The 22177-nt window shown below is 68.7% G+C and carries 18 protein-coding genes and 5 pseudogenes; 12 read left to right on the forward strand and 11 right to left on the reverse strand.

The features are described from left to right. Window positions 1-15: 15 nt before the first annotated feature. Window positions 16-327 (forward strand): annotated as a pseudogene (locus tag ACFVT1_RS13115) (transposase); the annotation flags it as partial. Window positions 328-470: 143 nt separating this feature from the next. Here the strand turns inward: ACFVT1_RS13115 and ACFVT1_RS13120 are convergent. From ACFVT1_RS13120 to ACFVT1_RS13145, 6 genes and pseudogenes are all read right to left on the reverse strand, one after another. Beyond that, window positions 471-704: pseudogene (locus tag ACFVT1_RS13120) on the reverse strand (biotin/lipoyl-containing protein); the annotation flags it as partial. Between the two features lie 18 nt (window positions 705-722). Then, window positions 723-3377 carry a pyruvate dehydrogenase (acetyl-transferring), homodimeric type gene (gene aceE / locus ACFVT1_RS13125; RefSeq protein ID WP_389794669.1) on the reverse strand — a complete coding sequence of 885 codons (2655 nt, stop codon included), beginning with the start codon at window positions 3375-3377 and terminating at the stop codon, window positions 723-725. Between the two features lie 220 nt (window positions 3378-3597). After that, window positions 3598-4362, reverse strand: a complete 765-nt coding sequence (locus ACFVT1_RS13130) for a DsbA family protein (protein ID WP_389794670.1) — start codon at window positions 4360-4362, stop codon at window positions 3598-3600. Then, on the reverse strand, window positions 4362-4694 hold the full coding sequence (locus tag ACFVT1_RS13135; RefSeq protein ID WP_389794671.1) for an FCD domain-containing protein: 333 nt from the start codon (window positions 4692-4694) through the stop codon (window positions 4362-4364). Before ACFVT1_RS13135 ends, ACFVT1_RS13130 begins: the two co-directional genes overlap by 1 nt. A 388-nt stretch (window positions 4695-5082) precedes the next feature. Then, window positions 5083-7050 (reverse strand): 1-deoxy-D-xylulose-5-phosphate synthase, encoded by a 1968-nt coding sequence (gene dxs / locus ACFVT1_RS13140; protein ID WP_389794672.1) that lies wholly within the window; start codon window positions 7048-7050, stop codon window positions 5083-5085. Window positions 7051-7279: 229 nt separating this feature from the next. After that, on the reverse strand, window positions 7280-7876 hold the full coding sequence (locus tag ACFVT1_RS13145) for a GntR family transcriptional regulator (RefSeq protein WP_389794674.1): 597 nt from the start codon (window positions 7874-7876) through the stop codon (window positions 7280-7282). Window positions 7877-8427: 551 nt separating this feature from the next. Here ACFVT1_RS13145 and ACFVT1_RS13150 point away from each other — a divergent pair. Then, window positions 8428-9367, forward strand: a pseudogene (locus ACFVT1_RS13150) (Tn3 family transposase); the annotation flags it as partial. Window positions 9368-9461: 94 nt separating this feature from the next. Here the strand turns inward: ACFVT1_RS13150 and ACFVT1_RS13155 are convergent. Next, window positions 9462-9857, reverse strand: coding sequence for a cupin domain-containing protein (locus tag ACFVT1_RS13155; protein ID WP_389794675.1), 396 nt, complete (start codon window positions 9855-9857; stop codon window positions 9462-9464). 52 nt (window positions 9858-9909) lie between these two features. On the opposite strand from ACFVT1_RS13155, the gene ACFVT1_RS13160 reads away from it, so the two are divergent. After that, complete coding sequence (locus ACFVT1_RS13160) at window positions 9910-10902, forward strand: GlxA family transcriptional regulator (RefSeq protein WP_389794677.1); 993 nt, start codon at window positions 9910-9912, stop codon at window positions 10900-10902. A gap of 35 nt (window positions 10903-10937) precedes the next feature. Here ACFVT1_RS13160 and ACFVT1_RS13165 read toward each other — a convergent pair. Next, a pseudogene (locus ACFVT1_RS13165) lies at window positions 10938-11024 on the reverse strand (site-specific integrase); the annotation flags it as partial. Between the two features lie 18 nt (window positions 11025-11042). Beyond that, a complete protein-coding gene (locus tag ACFVT1_RS13170; RefSeq protein ID WP_389794679.1) occupies window positions 11043-11603 on the reverse strand; it encodes a transposase in 561 nt (186 codons plus the stop codon). A gap of 496 nt (window positions 11604-12099) precedes the next feature. Here ACFVT1_RS13170 and ACFVT1_RS13175 point away from each other — a divergent pair, with 496 nt between their 5' ends. Together ACFVT1_RS13175 and ACFVT1_RS13180 are read left to right on the forward strand one after the other, a co-directional pair. Continuing rightward, the gene (locus tag ACFVT1_RS13175; RefSeq protein ID WP_389794681.1) at window positions 12100-12654 is read left to right on the forward strand and encodes a MarR family winged helix-turn-helix transcriptional regulator; all 555 of its coding nucleotides are present in this window, start codon (window positions 12100-12102) and stop codon (window positions 12652-12654) included. 83 nt (window positions 12655-12737) lie between these two features. After that, window positions 12738-13967, forward strand: coding sequence for a M24 family metallopeptidase (locus ACFVT1_RS13180; protein ID WP_389794683.1), 1230 nt, complete (start codon window positions 12738-12740; stop codon window positions 13965-13967). Window positions 13968-14253: 286 nt separating this feature from the next. Here the strand turns inward: ACFVT1_RS13180 and ACFVT1_RS13185 are convergent, their stop codons facing one another. Next, window positions 14254-15021, reverse strand: coding sequence for a response regulator transcription factor (locus ACFVT1_RS13185; RefSeq protein WP_389794685.1), 768 nt, complete (start codon window positions 15019-15021; stop codon window positions 14254-14256). Between the two features lie 91 nt (window positions 15022-15112). On the opposite strand from ACFVT1_RS13185, the gene ACFVT1_RS13190 reads away from it, so the two are divergent. The 3 genes from ACFVT1_RS13190 to ACFVT1_RS13200 are packed head-to-tail and all read left to right on the forward strand — an operon-like array spanning window position 15113 to window position 19394. Continuing rightward, window positions 15113-16894: an amidohydrolase gene (locus ACFVT1_RS13190; protein WP_389794687.1), complete on the forward strand. Its 1782-nt coding sequence runs from the start codon at window positions 15113-15115 to the stop codon at window positions 16892-16894. A gap of 2 nt (window positions 16895-16896) precedes the next feature. Next, complete coding sequence (locus ACFVT1_RS13195) at window positions 16897-18258, forward strand: ArgE/DapE family deacylase (protein ID WP_389794688.1); 1362 nt, start codon at window positions 16897-16899, stop codon at window positions 18256-18258. After that, complete coding sequence (locus ACFVT1_RS13200) at window positions 18255-19394, forward strand: nitrilase-related carbon-nitrogen hydrolase (RefSeq protein WP_389794690.1); 1140 nt, start codon at window positions 18255-18257, stop codon at window positions 19392-19394. Before ACFVT1_RS13195 ends, ACFVT1_RS13200 begins: the two co-directional genes overlap by 4 nt. Window positions 19395-19479: 85 nt before the next feature. Here ACFVT1_RS13200 and ACFVT1_RS13205 read toward each other — a convergent pair whose 3' ends face one another. Beyond that, a complete protein-coding gene (locus tag ACFVT1_RS13205; RefSeq protein ID WP_389794692.1) occupies window positions 19480-19869 on the reverse strand; it encodes a TetR/AcrR family transcriptional regulator in 390 nt (129 codons plus the stop codon). 22 nt (window positions 19870-19891) lie between these two features. On the opposite strand from ACFVT1_RS13205, the pseudogene ACFVT1_RS13210 reads away from it, so the two are divergent. From ACFVT1_RS13210 to ACFVT1_RS13225, 4 genes and pseudogenes are all read left to right on the forward strand, one after another. Next, window positions 19892-20287 (forward strand): annotated as a pseudogene (locus ACFVT1_RS13210) (transposase family protein); the annotation flags it as partial. A gap of 66 nt (window positions 20288-20353) precedes the next feature. After that, on the forward strand, window positions 20354-20863 hold the full coding sequence (locus tag ACFVT1_RS13215; RefSeq protein ID WP_389794694.1) for a DUF6192 family protein: 510 nt from the start codon (window positions 20354-20356) through the stop codon (window positions 20861-20863). Window positions 20864-20866: 3 nt separating this feature from the next. Continuing rightward, a complete protein-coding gene (locus ACFVT1_RS13220; protein ID WP_389794696.1) occupies window positions 20867-21292 on the forward strand; it encodes a hypothetical protein in 426 nt (141 codons plus the stop codon). 17 nt (window positions 21293-21309) lie between these two features. After that, a complete protein-coding gene (locus tag ACFVT1_RS13225) occupies window positions 21310-22164 on the forward strand; it encodes an IS5 family transposase (protein WP_389794698.1) in 855 nt (284 codons plus the stop codon). Window positions 22165-22177 lie beyond the last annotated feature (13 nt).

Raw genomic sequence — 22177 nt, forward strand, 5'->3', positions numbered from 1 at the left:
CGTACTTTCCCGCCGGTGCCGGGCCGGTCGCCGGACGGACACCGCATCAAGGCAGAACTCGACCACAGCCGCGGGCCAGAGAAGACCTTGGTCTACGGCGGCCTCCGCGTCCGAGACGGGCAGCAGGTCACCATGACCGCGTCCTCCCGCAACAGCGTCTTCTACCAGCAGTTCTTACAGAGGCTCGAGCAAGCGAACCCGGTCGGCGACATCTACGTAGTCACCGACAACCTGTCCTCACACAACAGCCTGTCCACCCGGACCTGGCTCGAGGACCACCCCCGCATCCGGCACGTCTTCATACCCGTCGGCGCATGCTGGCTCAACCTCCAGGAAGGCTGGTGGCGCATTTTCCGCAAAGCCGCCCTCACCGGCCAAACCTTCGCCGGACCCGACGAGATCACCCAGGCCACCACACTCGCAACAGTCCAGCTCAACTCCCGTGCCAGACCCCGGATCTGGGGCAGACCCGCCCCACCCACCCGCCATATGACGGCGAGCTTGGCGCCGACCTCGGCGGTCTCGTCCTCGGCGACGGCGATCTCGAGGAGAACACCGGCGACGGGCGAGGGGATCTCGGTGTCGACCTTGTCGGTGGAGACCTCGAGCAGCGGCTCGTTCTCGGCGACCTCGTCACCGACGGACTTCAGCCAGCGCGTGACGGTGCCCTCGGTGACCGGCTCGCCCAGCGCGGGCAGGGATACAGAGACGGACATGGTGGTTCACTCCTTCCCGGTCAGGCCGTAGTGCTGGGCGGCGAGTTCGGGCACGTCCGGTTCGACGTCGCCGCGGGCAGCGAGCGTGCGCAGGGTGTGCACGACGATGGACTCGGCGTCGACACCGAAGTGGCGGCGTACGTTGTCCCGGCTGTCGGAGAGGCCGAAGCCGTCGGTGCCCATGGAGGTCCACTGCTGCGCGACCCAAGGGGCGATCTGGTCCGGAACGGCGCGCATCCAGTCGGACACGGCGACGACCGGCCCCGGCGCGTCGGCCAGTGCCTCGGTGACGTACGGGGTGCGGCCCTGGGCCTCGGCCTCCATGGCGTCCCGGCGCAGTAGTGTCCAGGAGGGGGCCGACCACACGTCGGCAGCGACGTGCCAGTCGGTGGCGAGCAGCTCCTGGGCCCGCAGGATCCAGTGGATCGCCGTGCCGGAGGCGAGCAGCTGCAGGCGCGGAACGTCCGCGGCGGCAGCTGCGGCGGGCCGGTAGCGGTACAGGCCGCGCAGGATGCCCGCCTCGATGCCCTCAGCCTGCGGCATCGGCGGCTGGATCTTGGTCTCGTTGTAGACGGTGAGGTAGTAGAAGACGTCCTCGGGGTCCTCGCCGTGCATGCGCCGGAGCCCCTCGCGGACGATCACGCCGACCTCGTAGGCGAAAGCGGGGTCGTAGGGAAGACACGCCGGGTTGGTGGAGGCGATGAGGTGCGAGTGGCCGTCGGCGTGCTGAAGGCCCTCGCCGGTCATGGTGGTGCGTCCCGCGGTGGCGCCGACGACGAAGCCGCGGCCCAACTGGTCGGCGAGCGCCCAGAACTGGTCGGCGGTGCGCTGCCAGCCGAACATGGAGTAGAAGATGTAGAAGGGGATCATCGGCTCGCCGTGCGTGGAGTACGAGGTCGCGGCGGCGGTGAAGGAGGCGAGTGAACCGGCTTCTGTGATGCCCTCGTTGAGGATCTGGCCGTTGGTGGACTCCTTGTAGTAAAGGAGCTGATCCCGGTCGACGGGCTCGTACGTCTGGCCCTTGGGGGAGTAGATACCGGCGGACGGGAACAGCGACTCCATGCCGAAGGTGCGAGCTTCGTCCGGAACGACCGGTACCCAGCGCGGGCCTGTCTCCTTCTCCCGCATCAGATCCTTGACCAGGCGGACGAAGGCCGTGGTGGTGGCGATCGCCTGGTTGCCCGAGCCCTTGGCGAGCGCGGCGAACGGCTTGTCAGCGGGGGCGGGGAGCGGCCGGGCGACGACCCGGCGGGCCGGGGCCGGACCGCCGAGCGCACGGCGGTGCTCCTGAAGGTAGGCGACCTCCTCGGAGTCGGCTCCCGGATGTGCGTACGGGACCAGGTCCTCACCCAACCGGGCGTCGGGGATGGGCAGCTCAAGGAGGTCGCGCATGACGCGGAACTCCTTGCCGGACAGCTTCTTCATCTGATGGTTGGCGTTGCGCGACTCGAAGCCGGGGCCGAGCGTCCAGCCCTTGACCGTCTGGACCATGACGACGGTGGGAGCCCCACGATGCTCGAGCGCGGCCCGGTAGGCAGCGTGGATCTTGCGCGGTTCGTGTCCGCCGCGCGAGGTGCCGACGATCCGGGCGAGGTCCTCGTCGCTGTAGGGGCGGGCGAGTCCGGCGAGCGCGCCGGTGAACAGACGCTCGCGGATGTACGCACCGTCGCGGGCGGCGAAGGTTTGCAACTGCCCGTCGGGCAGGGTGTCGAGAGCGTTGAGAAGCAGCCCGTCGGCGTCGGCGGCAAGCAGGCCGTCCCACTCCACGCCCCAGGGCACCTTGACGACGTTCCAGCCGGTCGCGCGGAACCGGGCCTCCAGCTCCTGCATGATCTTGAAGTTGCCGCGTACCGGGCCGTCGAGGCGCTGCAGGTTGCAGTTGACGACGAAGGTGAGGTTGTCGAGTTCCTCGCGGACGGCGAGGGCGAGAGCGGCCATGGACTCCGGCTCGTCCATCTCGCCGTCGCCCAGGAACGCCCACACATGGCTGTGGCTGGTGTCCTTGATCCCGCGGTGATGCAGGTAGCGGTTGAAGCGGGCCTGGTAGATCGCCGAGAGCGGGCCGAGCCCCATGGACACGGTGGGGAACTCCCACAGCCAGGGCAGCCGCCGCGGGTGCGGGTAGGACGGCAGACCGCCGCCACCCGCCTCCATCCGGAATCTGTCCAACTCGGATTCGTTCAGGCGCCCTTCGAGGAAGGCGCGGGCATAGACACCGGGGGAGGCATGGCCCTGGACGTAGAGCTGATCGCCGCTGCCGTCGGCATCCTTGCCCTTGAAGAAGTGCTGGAAGCCGACTTCGTAGAGCCAAGCGGCCGATGCGTAGGTGGCCATGTGTCCGCCCAGGCCGCCGCGTTCGTTGCCGCGGGTGACCATGACTGCGGCGTTCCACCGGTTCCACGCCGTGATCCGCGCTTCCATCGCCTCGTCGCCGGGATAGGCCAGCTCAGCGGAGGTCGGGATCGTGTTGACGTACGGAGTCACGGACTGCGGCGGCAGAGGTACTCCCACTTGGCGCGCGTGGTCGACGACTCGCTGCAGCAGTCGCCCTGTGCGCTGCGGACCGACGGCGCCGACCGCACCGTCCACGGAAGCGAGCCATTCGGCCACTTCCTGGGGATCGGGTTCGGGCAGCTGGTCCAACTGGTGGTTCAAGGACATGGGATCACCCTTCTGTGACGCGGGCCGAACGGAACCGGATAGGCCTTTTGGCGGCCGGTTGTGTGGTGGAACCGGCCAGCTGTGGTCGTCGAACCCTTGTGCTCAATCTTCCTCACTGTGGAAGATTGATTTCTTTCTGCAGAAACTATGTGCCGTCTGATCGCGCGATCAATCGCTACTGACCAGCAATGTTCAATGATCGATCAAATGTCTGTAAGCATCACCGTTGTTCGGCCAGTTCGTCGGCGGTGCGCAGGATCGTCTCCCACGCGTTCGGATCGTCTCGAGTGATCGTCGGGAAGCCGGTTCCGTAGGCTCCGTGCCAGGTCGCCTCGACGCCGGGATTGGCCCACTCGCGACCGTCGGACGCGAAGACGTGCGGACTGCACCGAACTTGGTGGCGGCGGGCGCATTCGAAGTCGAGCGTCACGAGGCGACGGGCCCGACCGTCGTCCAGGCCTGCCGCGATCAGCTCATCACGCACTTCGGGGGTTTCGCGAGCAAGGGCGATGATCTCCGAGCGGGCACCGATGGGCCTGCTGTGGGCCCAGAACGCCCGGCGTATGGCCAGGTCGAGCGCCTCGGCCGCGGCAGGCCCCTGCTCCTTGGCCAACTGCACTGCCTCCAGGGCGAACAGTGAGGTGGACGGGAACTTCCAGTCGGGTGAGCGCCACATCTGCCATCCGGCGTTCGGTTCGATATGCGCGATCCCTCCGACCTCGGAGTCGGTGCCACGGCGTGGACTTGGCCCGTCGTTGAACAGTTCCAGAGGGAAGGCTCGGTGGTTGATCCGGATCCGCTCGGTCAGGCCGAGTCGTTCCCGTGTGCTGTGCAGGCGATGCAAGGCGACGTGCGCGAAGGAGCACCAGATGTCCGAGAAGATCGTCAGAGTGCCGGGGGGCGTGGTGGTGCGTGGGTCGGCGAGCCGCGCGACATGGTGCGGCGGTACGTCGTCTGCGGGGTTCTGAGCGTCGGTCGTAGGCATCAAGCATTCCTCGATTCATGTGCATAGTCCATGATGTGCAGTTCCATCAGGCGTCCCAGGTGCGGATCGCCCCGGCGTAGACCTTCGGCGATCTCTTCGTGGTCCTCCGTGTTGTCGTGGAGCTCGGTGCGCGGCCACCGCAGGGAGAGACGGGTCCAGGCCTCCACGCCGAGCCGGTCCCAGTGCCGGATCAGTACGCGGTTTCCGCATGCGTGGACGATGGCGCGGCGGAAGGCCACGCCGTGCAGGGCCTGGTCGTCGAGGTTCCCTTCGACGGCGGCCTGATGCATGGCGAGCAGGTGCCGCTCGAGCGTGGAGACGTTCCCGGCCAAGCGGGGGCCACCAGACCTTCGAGGACGAAGGCCCGCACGCGTTCATGCAGGGGGAGCCGCTCCAGGGAGGCGCCCGACCTGGTGGCTCCAGGGGGCAGGGAAGTCGCGGGGGTCGTCGGGTTCGTGTGAAGCGGCAAGTCAACTCTCCTCAGCTCCTTTTGAGCAATGATCGATCATCGGCTGCAATTATCTGGTCGCTTCAGCCTCAACCAGTACCCGCTCCCAGGTCGACTCCGCCGCAGCCTACGGCTTCGTCACCTCTTCCTGACCTCGAAGCGCAGGTCGCCCATGGCCCCGCAGAATCCGGGCTGACACGACGCCAGTCCTCAACCGGGCGCACACCTCCCGAACAGAAATCAACACGCCGGACTTGACAGGGAAACGAGGTTCACTGTTGCAGAGCCGGACGGGTGCGTCGGCCGGGGTCCCCGCCCTGGTCTCCCGCCTCGACGACGACGTCGAGGCGGGAGACCAGGGCGGTCACCTGGCGGGCGACGTCAGGGGCGGTGAGGCCGATCTCGGCGAGGATCTCTGGCCGCGAGGCGTGGTCCAGGAACTCCTGCGGGATGCCGAAGTCGCGCAGCGGCAGGTCCACGTTCGCGTCGCGCAGCGCCTGGGCGATCGCCACGCCGACGCCGCCGACCCGACCGTTGTCCTCGATCGTGACGACCACCCGGTGCTCGGCGGCCAGGTCGGGCAGCGCCGGGTCGACCGGCTTGACCCAGCGCGGGTCCACCACGGTCGAGCTGATCCCCTGGGCGGACAGCAGGTCGGCCACCTCCAGGCACATCGGGGCGAGCGCGCCGACCGAGACGATCAGCACGTCGGCCAGGCGGCCGTCCCTGGCCTCCCCGAGGCCGTCGGACTCCGCCGCGCGCAGCACGTCCATGCCGCCGGCCTTGCCGACCGCGGGGACGGCCGGGCCGACCGCGCCCTTGGGGTAGCGGACCGTGGTCGGGGCGTTGACCTCGACGGCCTCGCGCAGCTGGGCCCGGACCTGCTCGGCGTCGCGCGGTGCGGCGAGCCGCAGGCTGGGGACGACCTGCAGGATCGACATGTCCCACATGCCGTTGTGCGACGCGCCGTCGCTGCCGGTGACGCCGGAACGGTCGAGCACGAAGGTGACGCCCAACTTGTGCAGGGCGATGTCCATCAGCACCTGGTCGAAGGCGCGGTTGAGGAAGGTCGCGTAGACCGCGACCACCGGGTGCAGGCCGCCGGTGGCCAGGCCGGCGGCGCTGGTGACGGCGTGTTGCTCGGCGATGCCGACATCGAAGATGTGGTCCGGGAAGGCCTCGGCGAACGGGGCCAGGCCGACCGGGTGGAGCATTGCGGCGGTGATGCCGACGATGTCCTCGCGCTCGCGGCCGAGCGCCACCATCTCCTCGGCGAAGACCGAGGTCCAGCTCCGCCCGCCGCCGCTCTTGACCGGCAGGCCGGTCTCCGGTCTGATCACGCCGACCGCGTGGAAGCGGTCCTCGTCGTTGTTCTCGGCGGCGGGGTAGCCGCGGCCCTTCTCGGTGAGGCAGTGCACGATCACCGGGCCGCCGAAGCCGCGCGCCTTGGTGAGCGCGGATTCCAGGGCGGTGAGGTCGTGACCGTCGATCGGGCCGATGTACTTGAGGCCGAGGTCCTCGAACATGCCCTGCGGGGCGATGAAGTCCTTGAGGCCCTTCTTGGCGCCGTGCAGGGTCTCGAAGAGCTGCTGGCCGACCACCGGGGTGCGCTGGAGCGCGTCCTTGCCCCAGGACAGGAAACGCTCGTAGCCCTTCGTGGTGCGCAGGGTGGCGAGGTGGTTGGCCAGGCCGCCGATGGTGGGCGAGTAGGAGCGCTCGTTGTCGTTGACGACGATGACGACCGGGCGGTCCTTGGTGTCGGCGATGTTGTTGAGCGCCTCCCAGGCCATGCCGCCGGTGAGCGCGCCGTCGCCGATCACCGCGACGACCGGGTCGTTCTTGCCCAGCAGCTGGTTGGCCTTGGCCAGGCCGTCGGCGTACGAGAGGACGGTGGAGGCGTGCGAGTTCTCGATCACGTCGTGCTCGGACTCGGCGCGCGACGGGTAGCCGGACAAGCCGCCCTTCATCCGTAGCCGGGAGAAGTCCTGGCGGTCGGTGAGCAGCTTGTGGACGTAGCTCTGGTGGCCGGTGTCGAAGAGGATGCGGTCGCGCGGCGAGTCGAAGACCCGGTGCAGCGCGATGGTGAGTTCCACCACACCGAGGTTGGGCCCGAGGTGGCCGCCCGTCTTGGAGACCTCGGTCACCAGGAAGGACCGGATCTCCTGGGCCAGTGCGGCCAGCTGTCCGGGCGTGAGCCGGTCGAGATCGCGCGGTCCTCGAATGCGGGCCAGCAGTGACACACGTTCCTCCTCATTCAGCGTTCGCGGACCACTGGCGGTCCGACGGGCGTCGCTGTCCGGCTCGGCGTTCAAGATCATGGGACAAGGCCCCGTTACGGACACGGCAGCTCATCCCTTCTCCGTCAGGCCGTAATGCTGGGCAGTGGCGTCGGAAATCCAGTAATACTCAATGATCGATCAAATGAATCGGCGCCGATGCAGCCGCGCCAGGGAACGGGGGTCCTCGGCGTCAGGTGATTCCCGACTTGTGTGCGTAGTCCATGACGTGTAGTTCCATGAGGCGTCCCAGGTGCGGGTCGCCTCGGAGCAGGCCTTCGGTGATCTCCTCGTGGTCCTCCACGTTGTCGTGCAGTTCCGTGCGCAACCACCGCAGGGAGAGACGGGTCCAGGCCTCCACGCCCAGCCAGTCCCAGTGTCGGATAAGCACGGGATTTCCGCACGCGTGGACGATGGTGCGGTGGAAGGCCACGCCGTGCAGTGCTTGGCCGTCAATGTCCCCTTCGACGGCCGCGCGGCCCATCGCGAGCAGGTGTTGCTCCAGTGCGGCGACGTTACCGGCCAACCGGGGGGCGGCCAGCATGACGGCGCGGCGCTCCAGAGAGGCGCGCACAAGGTACACATCCCGGAGCTGATCCAAGGTCAGCTCCCGTACCCGGACGCCCTTGTTGGGTGTAGACGTCACGAGCTCCATGATCTCCAGCTCGCGCAGCGCCTCGCGCACCGGCGCCTGGCTGATGCCCAGCTCGATCGCGATCCGGCGCTCGACGATGCGGTCCCCGGGCTCCCAGCGGCCGGCCACCAGGCCTTCGAGGACGAATGTACGCACGTGTTCATGCAGAGGGACCCGCTCCAGTGAGAAGCCCGGCCTGGTCGCTTTGGAGGACGGGGGAGCTGCGGGGCTCGTGGGGCTTTTGGGAAGTGGCAACTCAGCTCTCCTCCGCTCAGCATTTGAGCAATGATCGATCATTTATTCACTATAGTACTCGACACGAAGAATCGCGTCCGCGGCTACCTCTGTTGCCGCGTATGGATGCTGCGGATGTGGGCCCGGCCCCGCGATCTGTCGATTGCTCACCAGTGCCGCAGCGCGCTTTCCCCTCACTCGCCTCGGCGAATGACCGTAGAGCCTGTCGCCGGACAGAGCCCTCACACCAGCCGCTCGGCCTCGCCCGGGGCGAAACATGATCGAGCAGTTGCTCGACCTCGCTCAGCACGAGAGGCGACGGTGTACCGCCTGGCTGCAGGGGAGGCGCACGCCGAGGATGAGGGCCGTCGTGAGGGTGCGGTAGCGCAGCCACCGCGGATGCCGCGGCGCGGTGCCCTCGGCGGTGTTGCGATGCCGCACAGCAGGCCGCGCAGAAGTCGGACTGGTGGCAGTGGTCCGGCCGGGGGCCGGTCGCCTCGGTGGACGGGACGCGCTTCGTCGTGCCCGTGCCGTCGGTGTACGCGCGACCGAACCCGAAGTACTTCGGACGCCGGGGCGGCGCCACCTGGCTCAACATGATCAACGACCAGGCGGCCGGGCAGGCGGGAAGGTGGTGGCCGGCACCCCGCGCGACTCCCGGTACGTGCTGGATGTCCTCTACGACCGCGACGGCGGCAAGCGCCCCGAGATGATTGTCACCGACACTGCGAGCTACAGCGACATCGTGTTCGGGCTGCTCACCCTGGCCGGGTTCGCCTACGCACCGCAGCTCGCCGACCTGCCCGACCAGAAGATGTGGCGCATCGACCGCGCCGCGGACTACGGCGCTTTGGGATCGACCTCGCCCGGATCGAGCGCCACTGGGAGGACATCCTGCGGATCATCGGCTCCATCCGCACCGGAGCCGTCCGCGCTTACGACGCCATCCGGATGCTGTCCCGCGACGGCCGGCCGACCCCGCTCGGCGACGCGATCGCGCACTACGGGCGGATCGCGAAGACCCTGCACGTCCTGCGCCTGGCCGACGAGCCCGCCTACCGCAGGCAGATCAAGGCGCAGGCCAACCTCCAGGAAGGCCGCCACGCGCTGGCCCGGAAGATCTTCCACGGCCGCTCGGGGCAGCTCTACCAGCGCTACCAGGACGGCATGGAGGACCAGATCGGCGCGCTGGGCCTGGTCCTCAACGCGCTCGTGCCGCTCAGCACCCACTACATGGACGCCGCCGTCACCCAGCTCCGGAGCGACGGCTCCGAGGTCCGCGACGAGGACGTAGCCCGGCTCTCCCCGTTCGTGCGGCATCACATCAACGTGCTCGGCCGGTACTCCTTCCAGCTCCCCGACCTGCCCGGCGGAATGCGCCCCCTGCGCGACCCGGACACCGCCGAGGATTGAGTTCCGCGCCGCTCTCGCCGGGCAGCCGGTGAATGCAACCGACCCGGTGACAGGCTGACGCCATGGGCAGTGGCGTGTCCGAAGCCTGTCGGGGTCAGGTGTTGAGGGCGTGCCCGGTCGTTGCGTCGACGTGGTCTGGGATCTCGTCGTGGCGATCGCCCACAGTCGGTGTCCCGGTGGGCTCGAACATGAGGATTGCGGCGCCGGACGGAGCGTGCGGCTTGTGCTCTGTGCCTCGGGGGACGGTGAAGACCGCCCCCTGCGGGAGCGGGACCGTGCGCTCCCCACCGGGCTCGCGCAGGGAGATGTGCAGTTCGCCGTCGAGTACCAGGAAGAACTCATCCGTGTCGTCGTGAACGTGCCAGATGTGTTCGCCCTCGACCTTGGCGATGCGGACGTCATAGTTATTGACGCGCGTGACGATGCGGGGACTCCACAGGGCATCGAAGGAGGCCAGAGCCTTGCTGAGGGGGATGGGTTCGCTGTTCATGGGCTCATCCTGAGCCGTTTCGCGTGGTCGCCGCGAGCGCTAGAAATTGCACATGGCGAAAGAATCCTCTCACGCAGCTCACGCGGCGGGCGTACACCGGGTCGTCGTGATCGTGGACAAGAACTCGAACCCCTTCGAGCTCGGCTGCGCGACCCAGGTCTTCGGTCTGCGCAGACCGGAGATCGGCCGTGATCTCTACGACTTCAGGCTCTGTTCCCCCCAGCCCCGCACCCTGATGCGAGACGGATTCTTCACGCTCACGGGAGTCGCCGGCCTGGAAGCGGCCGACGCGGCAGACACCTTGATCGTCCCCAACCGCCCGGACACCGAAGTGCCCCGACGCCCCGCCGTTCTCGATGCCGTCCGACGGGCACACTCCCGCGGTGCGCGCCTGGTCGGCTTCTGCAGCGGCGCCTTCACACTGGCCGAGGCCGGAGTCCTCGACGGGCGCCGGGCCACCGCGCACTGGCAGTGGGCGGATTCCTTCCGGGCCCGCTTCCCCTCCGTCAGGCTCGAATCAGACGTGCTGTTCGTAGATGACGGTGACATCCTCACCGCCGCGGGGAGCGCGGCTGCGCTCGATCTTGGGTTGCATGTGGTCCGCCGCGACTACGGCGCGGAGGTCGCCAACTCTGTGAGCCGGCGACTGGTCTTCGCGGCGCACCGGGACGGTGGGCAGCGGCAGTTCGTGGAGCGCCCCATGCCCGACCTGCCGGACGAGTCCCTGGCGCCTGTCCTGGCCTGGGCCCAGGAACGGTTGGACTCACCGCTCACCGTGTCGGACCTTGCGGCGCGTGCGGCGGTCAGTCCGGCGACTCTGCATCGCCGCTTCCAGGCACAACTGGGCACAACGCCGTTGACGTGGCTCACGGGGGAGCGGCTCGCCCTGGCGTGCCGGTTGATCGAGCGAGGTGAGTCCCGGTTCGAGATGGTCGCACGGCGCAGCGGGCTTGGCACCGCTGCCAATCTGCGCACGCTGATGCGCCGCGAGACCGGCATCACACCGTCGGCATACAAGCGCCGGTTCGGGCCGGAAGCGCACTGACGGCGGGCATCCCCTTGCGACGAACCATGTGTGCTTCATCGTCTGCTGTCGCGAGGGGTGAAAAGGCTGGTCAACTCCGAGATCGCCTCGGGGGAGGGCTTGAAGTAGCGGCGGACGTTCTTTCAGGTGCGAGGCAGGCTTCACCCGCAGTCCGCCTCAAGGACGCACCTGGGGCGGCCGGCGGGTGAAGCCTGCCTCGTCCTCGAAGCAGATGTACCCTCCGCAGGCCGCCCGGGCTCTTTTGCCTCCGCCCAGGTCGCCTCCTTCCACACCGTCACGGCCCGTTCATCGCGATCGGTCACCCGCGGCGCGGGCACCTGCGGGCTGAAGCCGAGCCGGTGCATCAGCCCCGTGGCCCCGGAGACGCTGTAGGAGACTTGGAACTTCCGGCCGATCAGCGTGGCCACCCTCGCCGCGGTCCACACCTGGTCCTCCACCCAGCCGTGCGCCGCCGGGCCCTGCTCCAGATACGCAACGAGTTTCTCCGGACAGCGCGACGACAGACGGCACCGCGACCCGCTCGGGCCACGGGAGGCCAGAGCCCGCACACCGCCGTCCCGCCACAACTGGTACCACTGATAGACCGACTTCCGGCTCACCCGCAGGCGCTGTGCGACCTCCGGCGGCTTGATCCCCTGCTCGAACAGCCCAGCCGCCTGCATCCGTACCGCCTCCCGGCGCTCACGTCCCGCAGCGGTCAACCCGCCCCCATCCGCATATCTCACACACCGCGAAGTACAGCCAACACTCCAGGTGGATCAGGGGCTTTCGGAAAGATCACTGCGTCACCACCGGCCCCGTGCCTGGCTGGGTGCGGTGCCCACCATCCGGGCCGAGGCGTAAACCGGCCCCGACCGGCCCGTACGCGCAGGCCAGTGGACCTTCCTGATCTACCGCTGGGACCCCGTCAGGGACAGGGCTCCGGTGCAGCTGGCGGACTTCGTACGCGCCGCGCTCACCGGGACACGTGAACCGCAGGTACACCGCCGGACTCGGCGCCGATTTCACCGGCGACCGGTCATTGCACCCGTCTCGGCAGTCGAGGCCCACGCGGCCAGAGTGGCCCTCAGTCCCCTTCAGGCTACCTGCAACTGCATTAATTACTGAGTGGTCGAAGTGGAGTATGCCCGGGATCTATAAGGGTTGTCTGAACTTACATATTTGTGTTTGCAAGCTACTGGGGCATAGTGTCGCGTCATGTCCACAGAGCAGACGCACGATCACCTGCCCATGGCCGAGGCGGCCACGGCGGTCGAGGCGCTACCTCCGCTGGAGGAGTTGACCTCAGAGGGGCACCTCGGGACGCCCGCGGACGTGGCGCACAGCCACCTCTTCTTCTGGATCACCCAGGTCGCGGGGCGGCGGGACCGGCTGCTGGCCCAGGAGTTCCGGGCCTTCGGTGTGCGTGTGGCGGAGTGGCGGGTGCTGCTGTCGGTGTTGCTCCGGCCGGGGATCTCGCTGAAGGAGACCGCGGAGCATGCCACGGTCGACCCGACCACCCTCACCCGCACAGTGGACGGCATGGCCCGCTCCGGGTGGCTCGCCCGGAGCCCGGACCCGGCCGATCTTCGGATCACCCGGCTGGAACTGACCGACACGGGCCGTGACCTGCTGGGGCGGCTGTGGCCGGTGGCCGAACGGGTCAACCTCCAGGCGTGCGCGGGGCTGCCGGACGGCGCGGCGCAGCTGATGTGCCACGGCCTGCGCGAGGTGCTGCGGGGCCTGGAGAAGGCGGCGCCGACCCACAGGTGACGGCCGCCGGCCGTATCGCCCGACGGCGGCCGGTGCCCGTGCGTCGGCGGGACGAGAACAGTACAACGATGAGGAGAAAAGCGATGAGCGGGCAGGTCACGGAGCTGGACATGAGTTACCACCGTGTCCCGTTCGACTGGGAGAGCCGCAAGCAGTGGCTGGAGATCCCCTTCCCGATCGAGGAGTACCACGCGCGCGTGGCCGCCGTTCGCGCGCGGATGGCCGAGGCCGGCCTGGACGCGCTGGTCGTCCACGGCGCCCCGGGCTGGCTCAACGGCGACGTGCGGTGGATATCCAACTTCCTGACCGCGATCGGCAACACGGTCGTGGTGCTGCCCGCCGACGGGCCGCTGATGCTGACCACCGACTCGATCCTGCACTCGGCGCCGATGCACTCCTTCATCCACCACACCTGGATCGCCGACGTCCGGCCGGGCGACCTGCCGGGAACGGTGGCCGACCCGCAGGGCGTCGGCGGCCACGTGCGCGACTTCCTCCTGGAACGGGGCCTGGGCGGTGCGCGCATCGGCGTGGTCGGTGGGCGCTTCATCCCGGCGGCGGTCGTGGACGAGATCCGCGCCGCCCTGCCGGGCACCGAACTCACCGACGCCCAGATGCTGTTCTGGCAGGCCAAGCAGATCAAGAGCCCGCGCGAGATCGAGCTCATCGAGCACGCGGGCCGGGCCACCGCGGCGGGCCTGGAGGCGGCCATGGAACTGGTCCGCCCGGGCATGACGGAACTGGAGCTGTCCGCGGCAGCGCACGAGGTGATGGCCTTGGGTTCGGACTGGGTCGGCCACTGCATGATCGCGGCCGGTCCGCGCTCGGGACTCAAGCACCTCTACCCGACCCCGCGCCCGATCAAGGACGGCGACCTGGTCTTCATGGACATGGGCGTCCACTACCAGGGCTACTTCACTGACACCGCCCGCACCCTGTGCGCCGGCACGGTCGGTCGCCGCCAGCGCGAGATCCTGCAGTGCGGACTGGACATGTTCGAAGCTGTCCTCGCCGAGGTCCGCCCGGGCGCGCGGGTCGCTGACCTGCAGGACCTCGCCCAGGGCATTGCCGAGGATGCCGGCTACGGCGCCCACTACTGGCCCACCGGCTTCGGGCACGGCATCGGCACCAACATTGCCGAACTTCCCAGCCTGCACTGGAAGAGCGAGACCGTCCTGCAGCCCGGGCACGTGTTCGCCCTCGAACCGATGATCGTCATTCAGGGCCTCGGCTGCGGAGTGATGGAAGACCAGGTCCTCGTCACCGATACCGGCGCCCGCTCCCTCACCCCCGCCCGCAAGAAGACCTGGTAAGGGCCGAGCCTGGGCGCCGAGGGCAGATCTCGTCCTTGGCGAGGTCGGCCTTTTTGAAAATCTTCGGAGTCCCTTGGCCTCGATCCGAGTCGTCTACGCACGAGTGCATTCCAGGACGGCGCGTATTTCACACGGACTTTGTGTCGCCGTCCGGCCTCGGTAATGCGCAATTTCGCCCGCTCGAATATTCCGGTATTCCACGCCGATACGACCCAGGCGTACTCGTTCAGCGGGCACGGGAAGCAATCTTTTCCGCCCGCCGACACGCGCGGCGCGTGAGCAACCGCTACCCGTCGTCCCGCATTCGCGCGATCAGTTGTGTCCGGGAACGGACTCCCGCCTTCTCGAAGACGTGCTGCACGTGCGTCTTGACGGTGGCCACGCTGATGAACAGCGCGGCGCCGATCTCGGCGTTCGCGGCGCCCTCGCAGACCAGGCGGACCACATCGCGCTCGCGAGGGGTGAGCCCCCACGCGGCGACCGGCGGACCGGTCTCGACGGCGCAGCGGCCGGCCTGGAACGTGTGCTCCAGGAATGCGTGGGCCTTGTCGAGAAAGCCCAGGTCGGATGGGGTGAAATCACCTAGCTCCGCAGTCCGCAGCAGGGACAGGCCGCCCACGATACGCGCGCCGCTGTAAAGGTAGAGCTCTGTCTCGTGGCGGAACCCGAGCGGGGCCATGAAGCGCCGGTAGTACTCGCCGCGCTCGTATCGCTCCGGCAGGTCGCGCATGGTCACCAGGGGTCGGCGGGGGCCGACGAAGCGCCGCGGGTGGAACGGGTCGAGGCGGTGGTAGTGCGCGGTGTAGCTCCGGTTCTCGACAGGCCGAATCCGGTGGAACGCGTGATCGACGGCGTTCAGTCGCGCGTCGACAGAGTAGAAGACGATTCCGGAGCAGTTCACCACGTTCGCCAGGAACGTCATTGCCTCGGTCTTGAAGCTCCAGGAGTCTTCGTTATCGGGAAGAAGTCGCATCGTTGTCGCCACAACCTCGAAGCGGATTTGCGCGATTCTAGCAGGAATCCGGGAAAGCGAAACAGGCGCGATCTCATACATTGGAATGATGTTCGGGGTCGAGGGACTGACATAGCTTCGCCTCGGTGATCGGGAACACCGGTCGCAGCGGAGGAAGGGAATGCCCGAGGCAATGACTGGGACCACGGCAGGGCCGGCCACAGGGCCAACGACCAGGACGATCATCACCGGCGGACGCGTGCACACCCTGGACCCGGCCGCCCCCGAAGCCGAGGCCGTCGTGCTGGAGCACGGCCGGGTACTCGCTGCGGGGCCGGGCGACGACATGGTGAGCCTCGCGGGTCCGGGCGCGCACCGGATCGACGCGGAGGGCGCCTGGGTGGTGCCCGGCCTGATCGACACTCACCCGCACGTGCTGCACTTCGGGGGGCTCGCGGGCGGCCTGGTCGACCTGACCGACGCCGTCGACCATGCCGACATCGTCGAGCGGATCCGTGCCAGGGCCGCCACCACGCCGGTCGGCGGCTGGATCATGTGCACCCCGGTCGGCGAGCCGCACTACTTCATCCGCCGTTCCGAACGGGATCTCGCGGAGCGACGACTGCCCGACCGCCACACGCTGGATCGGGCCACCACCGACCACCCGGTGCTGATTCAGGCGTGGGCGCCCAAGATGCCCGCCGTGGTGGCGTTCAACAGCGCCGGACTGCGTGCCGTGGGGCTGGTCGGCTTCCTGCCGGACCGGGTCTGCGACGTCGAGATCGACAAGGACGAGCACGGCGACCCGACCGGCATCCTGCGCGGCCCGGTCACCAACTACTACACGTACGACCCGTTCTGGGGCCAGATCCTGATGAAGCTGCCCGGTTCGGACCCCGCCGACGCGGTTCAGGGCACGATCGACGAGATGGCCCGCTTCACGGCCAAGGGCGTGACCGCGCTCTACGAGGCACACGCAATGGAGCCCGAGCACATCGACGTCTACCGCCGGCTGCGGGCCGCAGACGCGCTCACGGCCCGGGTGCTGGCGACCTGGGACATGGAATCGGCAATCTTCTATCCGTTCGATCCGCTGAGCCTCGACGCGTTCACCGAGCGCCTGCACCGCCTCGGCGCCCACTGCGTCGACCTCGACGACGACCTGCTGCGGTTCAACGGCCTCACCCTCAGCCCCGGCGGCCCGTGCTTCTCCGGCCACTTCGCGACCCACGAGCCGTACACGAACCCCTTCGGCCGGCCGGCGCACGGTACCCGCTTCATCACCCTCGACAAGGAGGAGGCGTTCGTCCGCTACTGCGCCGAGAACGGCATCCGCGCGAACGTGTGTCTGGGGGCCTTCCGCGAGCACGACGAGTTCCTGGAGATCGCCGAACGCGTAGTGCGCGAGCACGACTTCCGGGACCGGCGCTGGATCCTTCAGCACGCCATGACCATCACCCCGGCCCAGGTGCGGCGCTACCGTGCCCTCGGCTTCCAGGTCACCACGTCGGTCGGCTTCGCGTGGGGCAAGGGCACGATGTACGGCGAGCGGATCGGCACCCACGTGTGGCGTGACCTGACGCCACTCAGGCGGCTGCTGGACGCCGGCCTCGACCTCGCCGGGGGTACCGACTGGGGGCCGAAGAACCCCTGGGAACAGATCAAGCTCGCCCAGACGCACGAGTTCGCGGGCAGCGACCACCGCAACGACGGTCCGGACCAAGTACTCACCCGTGCCGAGGCGTTCGCGATGTGGACCACCGGTGCGGCCGAGGTGCTCGGCTGGTCGGACAGCGGCGCGCTGGTCCCCGGCCACCACGCCGACATCGCGATCGTCGACCGCGATCCGCTGCACTGCGACACAGACGATCTCGCGGGCACGACGGTGCTGCGCACGCTGCTCGGTGGGCGAACCGTGCACGACACCGGTGACCTGCGGACCGTCGGCGACGAGCCGGCATCGACGGGAGCGTGACCATGGACGAGAGCCTGAACCACGACAGGGGCGTGCCCGGGGCCCCGCCGACGAGCACGCGCCAACGGGTGCTCACCCGGCTCGACCTGCTGCGCGGCGAGATGCTGGACACCCTCACCGCCGCGGTCCGGATCCCCAGCATCACCCCGACCTACCCCGGTGAGGTCTACGCCGACCTGGTCGGCGCCGAGGGGGAGGTCTCGCGCCTGCTGGCCGGGGTCTACGCCGAAGCAGGCGCCGAGACCGACGTCTTCGCCGTTGAACCCGGCCGCGACAACGCGGTGGGGGTGATCCACGGCACCGGGGGCGGGCGTTCGCTGATCTTCAACGGACACGTCGATGTGGTCCCGCCCGGGGACGCGTCCGGCTGGCGCTCGGGCGACCCGTTCGACGGCGTCGTCGAGGACGGCTGGATCCGCGGTCGCGGCACCGTCGACATGAAGAGCGGCCTGGTCGCGCAGGCGTTCGCGGCCCGCGCGCTGCATGAGGCCGGGGTGCGCCTGCGCGGTGACCTGGTTCTCCAGGCGGTCGTCGGCGAGGAGAACCTGGAGAACCACCTCGGCACCTCCGCGGTGCTCGACCGCGGCTACACCGCGGACGGGGCCATCGTCTCCGAACCGACCGGCGGAGCCTCGCCTCTGTCCGTCATGGCCGCGACCCCCGGCCTGCTCGTGATGCGGATCGAGGTGACCGGCAAGAGCTCCCACTCATCGATGCGCGGGCGGATGTTGTACGGACCCGGCACGACCGGGGCGGTCGCGGCCAGCGCGATCGACCGCGGCTTCGTGATCTACCAGGCGCTGCGCCGGCTGGAGAGCGACTGGGCGGTGACCAAGTTCGATCCGCTCTTCGAACCGGGACAATTCACCCTCGCGCCCGGCGTCGTGGACGGCGGCGCGCGCCACTCGCGCAGTGGGGCGTTCATCCCCGACTCGATGAGCATGGTGTACGCGGTGTTCCACCCGCCGGGGGAGGACCAGGCAGTCGTGCGCAAGGAGATCGAGGGCCACATCGCGCACGTCGCCGCCACCGACCCCTGGCTGCGCGCGCATCCGCCGGTGGTGGAATGGCCGTTGCGGTATCCGGGTTCGCGGGTCGACGCGACCCATCCGCTCTGCGCCGCGGTCACCGACGCCCGTGAACTCGCCACCGTCGACACACCATTGGCGGGCCGCCCGCCGGTGGCGGCGTTTCCCTCCGCGGCCGACTCCACGTGGCTGTGCGCCGCCGGGGTCCCCGCGGTCGGCCTCGGGCCGGGCGAACTCGCGATGGCGCACGCGTACGACGAGCGCTGCGCGGTGGACGAGATCGTCTGCGCCGCGCGCGCGTACGCGCTGGCCGCGATGGACTGGTGCGGATCATGAGCGAGCCGGTCGCACCGTACCTGACCGTCGGCCTGTCGACGGTGGTCCACAGCATCACCTCGCGCGCCCAGATCGCGCACAACCTCGACATCGTCGAGGAGGCCGTGCACGCCGCGGTGTCCGTCGTCGGCATCAACATGCCGGTCAAGCTGATCGCGCTGGCCGAGGGCGCGTTGACCGGATTCGCGGACGAGATCCTCGACATCCCGCACGTTACCGCGGCCCGTGACCTGTTCATCGACATCCCCGGTCCGGAGACCGAGCGACTGGCCGCGCTGGCCCGGCACTACGACACCTACATCGTCGCGCAGTGCAAGGCGCGCTGGCCGGAGATCCTGCCCGACCGGTTCTTCAACACGCTGTTCGTCATCTCCCCGGCGGGCGAGATCGTGCACCGCGCGGCGAAGAACCACGTATGGTGCCGCGAACGCTCCTGCACGCCGCACGACGTGTACGACCGGTGGGTGGAACTCTTCGGCGACGGCATCGACGCGTTCTACCCGGTGCTGCGCACCGACGACATCGGCAACCTCGGCACGATCTGCTGCAGTGACGGCGAATACCCGGAGGCGGTGCGGGCGCTGGCCCTCCAGGGCGCCGAGGTGGTGTACCGCCCCAGCGAGGCGGTGCCAATGACCCAGGCCGGTCCCGACCCCGGAGGCACCTGGCTACTGCAAAACCGGGCGCACGCCCACTTCAACAGTCTGTACATGGTCTGCCCGAACGCCGGACCGGTCTATCCGACGCCCGATTCCCACCACCCGTACGACATCGCGGGCGGCAACGCGCACGTCGTCGACTTCCACGGGGCGGTGCTCGGGCACACCGTCTCCGGGTACAACTCCTTCGTGTCCGGGATCGTCGACATCGAGGCGCTGCGGCAGTTCCGGACGATGAATCTCAACAGCAACTGGCTCAAGGACCTGCGCACCGAGGTCTTCCGGCGGATGTACGACGAACCGATTCATCCGGCCAACCTGTGGCTGACGGACGAACCGGTCCGGCACGCCGAGGCGGACAAGATCTACCGCGCAAACATCCGGCGGCTCGTGGAGCGGGGCGCGTACACGCCACCGGCGCACGCGTTTCCCGGCGCCCGCTACATCGCGCCGCCGGATCCCGGTCCGACCAGGTAGCGCGCGATCGCCGGGCGCAGCCGGGTGCGCTCGAAGTCGAGCTCGGGAGCGTCCAGTTGCTCCAGGATGAGCCCGTTGAGCAGGGTCAGCAGGTGCGCTGCGCGGCGTCGCCTTCGGGGTCGTCGGCCCCCGCGACGGCCAGCTCGACCGCGAACGCCCGGCGCTGCGCGTCGCCCCACGCGTCGAGGACGGGGCGCAGGTGCGGGCGCCGGGCGACCTCCAGGAACAGTTTGTAGCGGGCGATGCACGCGTCCCGGTCGTCGTCGACGGCGCCGGCCAGGTAGTGCGCCAGGCGGGCGTCGCGGGCGGGCGGTGTGACGTCGGGCGTGGGGGACAGGCGGCTCTGTACCTCGTCGATCTGACGCGCGGCCAGCCGGCGCAGGGCCTCGTCGAGGAGCCGGTCGCGGGTGCCGGAGTAATACCGGGCCGACGCGTGGGTGGTGCCCGCCTCCTCGGCGACTACCCGGTGCGTCACGGCGCGGGCGCCCTCGCGGGCGAGCAGGCGCTACCGGTACTCCACCAACCACCAGGTCGTCATCGACGCCGACAGTCGCCTGGTCGTCGTGGTCGGCCAACCCTTGCCAGGCAACCGCAACGACTGCAAGGCGTGGGCGGAGTCCGGGGCCAAAGCCGGTGTAGGCAACACCACGACGATCGCCGACGGCGGTTACCCGGGCACCGGGCTCGTGATGCCCCACCGACGTCGGAAGGGCGAAGATCTGCCCGAGTAGAAGCAGGCACACAACAAGTCTCATAAGCGGGTACGTGCCCGCGTTGAGCACGTCTTCGCAAGGATGAAGACCTGGAAGATCCTGCGCGACTGCCGCCTCAATGGCGACGGCGTTCACCACACCATGAGCGGGATAGCGCGACTGCACAACATGACCGGATAGGGGAGCGAGCCGTCAGCGCAACGGTGTTCGCGCCCCTCAGGTGATCATTGCGGGACAAGTCTTAGCTTGATCTTTACCTCGGAGGTCGTACGACTCGTCGTACTTGATCACTCGGAGACGGCCACGAGCATGCCGGCCGCTGAGCGGGTCAAGGTCGTCAAGGAGCTCACCCGCGACGACGAGGTGGCCACCTCGGTCACCTCCGAGCTGCTGCAACGTCCTCGCGTCGCCCGGCAGGCGATGCGCAACGACGACACCCGCTTCACTGTCAACCGGCCCCAGTTCGACAACTCCGAACAGGCCCGTGAACGGATCCGTGAACGTGTCCCCGCGGTCCGCAAGATCGAGCACACAATGGAATACCTCGACCTGGTCGGCTCCGCGCACCAGTACGTCGCCACCCTGGGCAGGCTTGTTCCCCGCCTGCGGGACCAGGAGTTCAGCGACGACGAACCCGAGACGATCCGCCGCTCGATCGCGAAGGTCCGCGGGGCCGCCGACTGGCTGGAGGCCGCGCTCGACACCGGCACGTTCACCCTGGACGAGCAGCTCGCCCAGCTCCTCAAAGGCGACTGACCCATGGCCCGCCGCAGCCGCGGCGCAGGTCAGGCCCGGCCCCTTGCCGAGCACTACGGCGACCTGGTCCGCGTCGCGCTCATGGAAGCCAGACCCGCAGGACTGCAGACCAAGCAGCTGGTCGCCGCAACCCGTCTCTCCCCGTCCCAGGTCGCCCGAGGGATCCGTCACCTGCGCGACGTCGGCGCCTCCGAACACCTCACCCCGATCATCTGGCGCCGCAAGGAGGGCTACCTCTTCTCCGACAAGCCCGCCGACTGGATCGAGTACGAGAAGAAGCAGTTCAAGATCGTCCTCGGTCGCCTGACTCGGTTGATCACGGGGACGCTCGACCCGCACCTTCAGCGTCATCCTGACGACGAATGGGCGCAGCTGGCATCCGCCCAGCTCACCGGCGTCCGCGCCACCCTCGCGCAACTCTCGAAATGACCCCCGGACGACCCCTGATGCCTACCTCTGTCCGCCGGCGCCGCTATCCCTCCGACACCTCTGTCGCGGAATGGGCGCTGATCGAACCGCTGCTTCCCGTCCCGGCCTGCCAGACCAAGACCGGCGGTCGGCCGGAGAAGTGGCACCGCCGTGACATAGTCGACGCGATCCGCTATCTCGTCGACAACGGCGTCAAATGGCGGGCGCTGCCAGCCGATTACCCGCCCTGGCAGACCGTCTACTACCACTTCGCCGCCTGGCACCGCCGTGGCGTCATCGCCTTCCTCCGTGATCAACTCCGTCGGCAGATCCGCGCTGGCCAGGGCCGATGCGCCTGGCCAGTGACGTTGATCGTCGATTCACAGTCGGTCAAAGGGGCAGAGACCGTCTCCAAGGCCACCCGCGGCTTCGGCGCCGGAAAGAAGATCAACGGGCGCAAGAGACACATCGCCGTCGACACCCTCGGGCTTCCGGTGGTGATCACGGTGACACCCGCCGACACCACCGACCGCGACGCAGCCCGCGAACTCCTCTGGCGCCTACGGCTCATGCAAGCGCAGATCACGCAGGTCTGGGCTGACTCCGCCTACGCCGGCCAACTCGTCAACTGGTCCGAAGACTTCCTCAACATGACCCTCAAAACGGTCTCCCGGCCCCGCGGTGCGAATGGCTTCGTCGTCCTGCCCCGCCGCTGGAAAGTCGAACGAACCCTCGGCTGGATCATGAAGGCCCGGCGCAACGTCCGCGACTACGAACGTCTGCCACAACATTCCGAAGCCCACCTGACCTGGGCACTCATCACCCTGATGACCCGGAGGATCACCCGCAGCGGTCCTCGCAAGGACTGGTCGAAAAGGGACTCACCGGCATAAGAGCTCGCAGAGG

It is taken from the genome of Streptomyces sp. NPDC057963 (assembly GCF_042887155.1).
Classification (GTDB): Bacteria; Actinomycetota; Actinomycetes; order Streptomycetales; family Streptomycetaceae; genus Streptomyces.

Excerpts from the sequence above, each read along its gene's own strand:
- ACFVT1_RS13190 (WP_389794687.1), top strand. The coding sequence starts at position 15,113 with ATGACTGGGACCACGGCAGGGCCGGCCACAGGGCCAACGACCAGGACG.
- ACFVT1_RS13160 (WP_389794677.1), top strand. The coding sequence starts at position 9,910 with ATGGCGAAAGAATCCTCTCACGCAGCTCACGCGGCGGGCGTACACCGG.
- ACFVT1_RS13155 (WP_389794675.1), bottom strand. The coding sequence starts at position 9,857 with ATGAACAGCGAACCCATCCCCCTCAGCAAGGCTCTGGCCTCCTTCGAT.
- aceE (WP_389794669.1), bottom strand. The coding sequence starts at position 3,377 with ATGTCCTTGAACCACCAGTTGGACCAGCTGCCCGAACCCGATCCCCAG.
- ACFVT1_RS13180 (WP_389794683.1), top strand. The coding sequence starts at position 12,738 with ATGAGCGGGCAGGTCACGGAGCTGGACATGAGTTACCACCGTGTCCCG.
- ACFVT1_RS13185 (WP_389794685.1), bottom strand. The coding sequence starts at position 15,021 with ATGTATGAGATCGCGCCTGTTTCGCTTTCCCGGATTCCTGCTAGAATC.
- ACFVT1_RS13175 (WP_389794681.1), top strand. The coding sequence starts at position 12,100 with ATGTCCACAGAGCAGACGCACGATCACCTGCCCATGGCCGAGGCGGCC.
- ACFVT1_RS13130 (WP_389794670.1), bottom strand. The coding sequence starts at position 4,362 with ATGCCTACGACCGACGCTCAGAACCCCGCAGACGACGTACCGCCGCAC.
- ACFVT1_RS13220 (WP_389794696.1), top strand. The coding sequence starts at position 20,867 with ATGGCCCGCCGCAGCCGCGGCGCAGGTCAGGCCCGGCCCCTTGCCGAG.
- ACFVT1_RS13200 (WP_389794690.1), top strand. The coding sequence starts at position 18,255 with ATGAGCGAGCCGGTCGCACCGTACCTGACCGTCGGCCTGTCGACGGTG.
- ACFVT1_RS13225 (WP_389794698.1), top strand. The coding sequence starts at position 21,310 with ATGCCTACCTCTGTCCGCCGGCGCCGCTATCCCTCCGACACCTCTGTC.
- ACFVT1_RS13195 (WP_389794688.1), top strand. The coding sequence starts at position 16,897 with ATGGACGAGAGCCTGAACCACGACAGGGGCGTGCCCGGGGCCCCGCCG.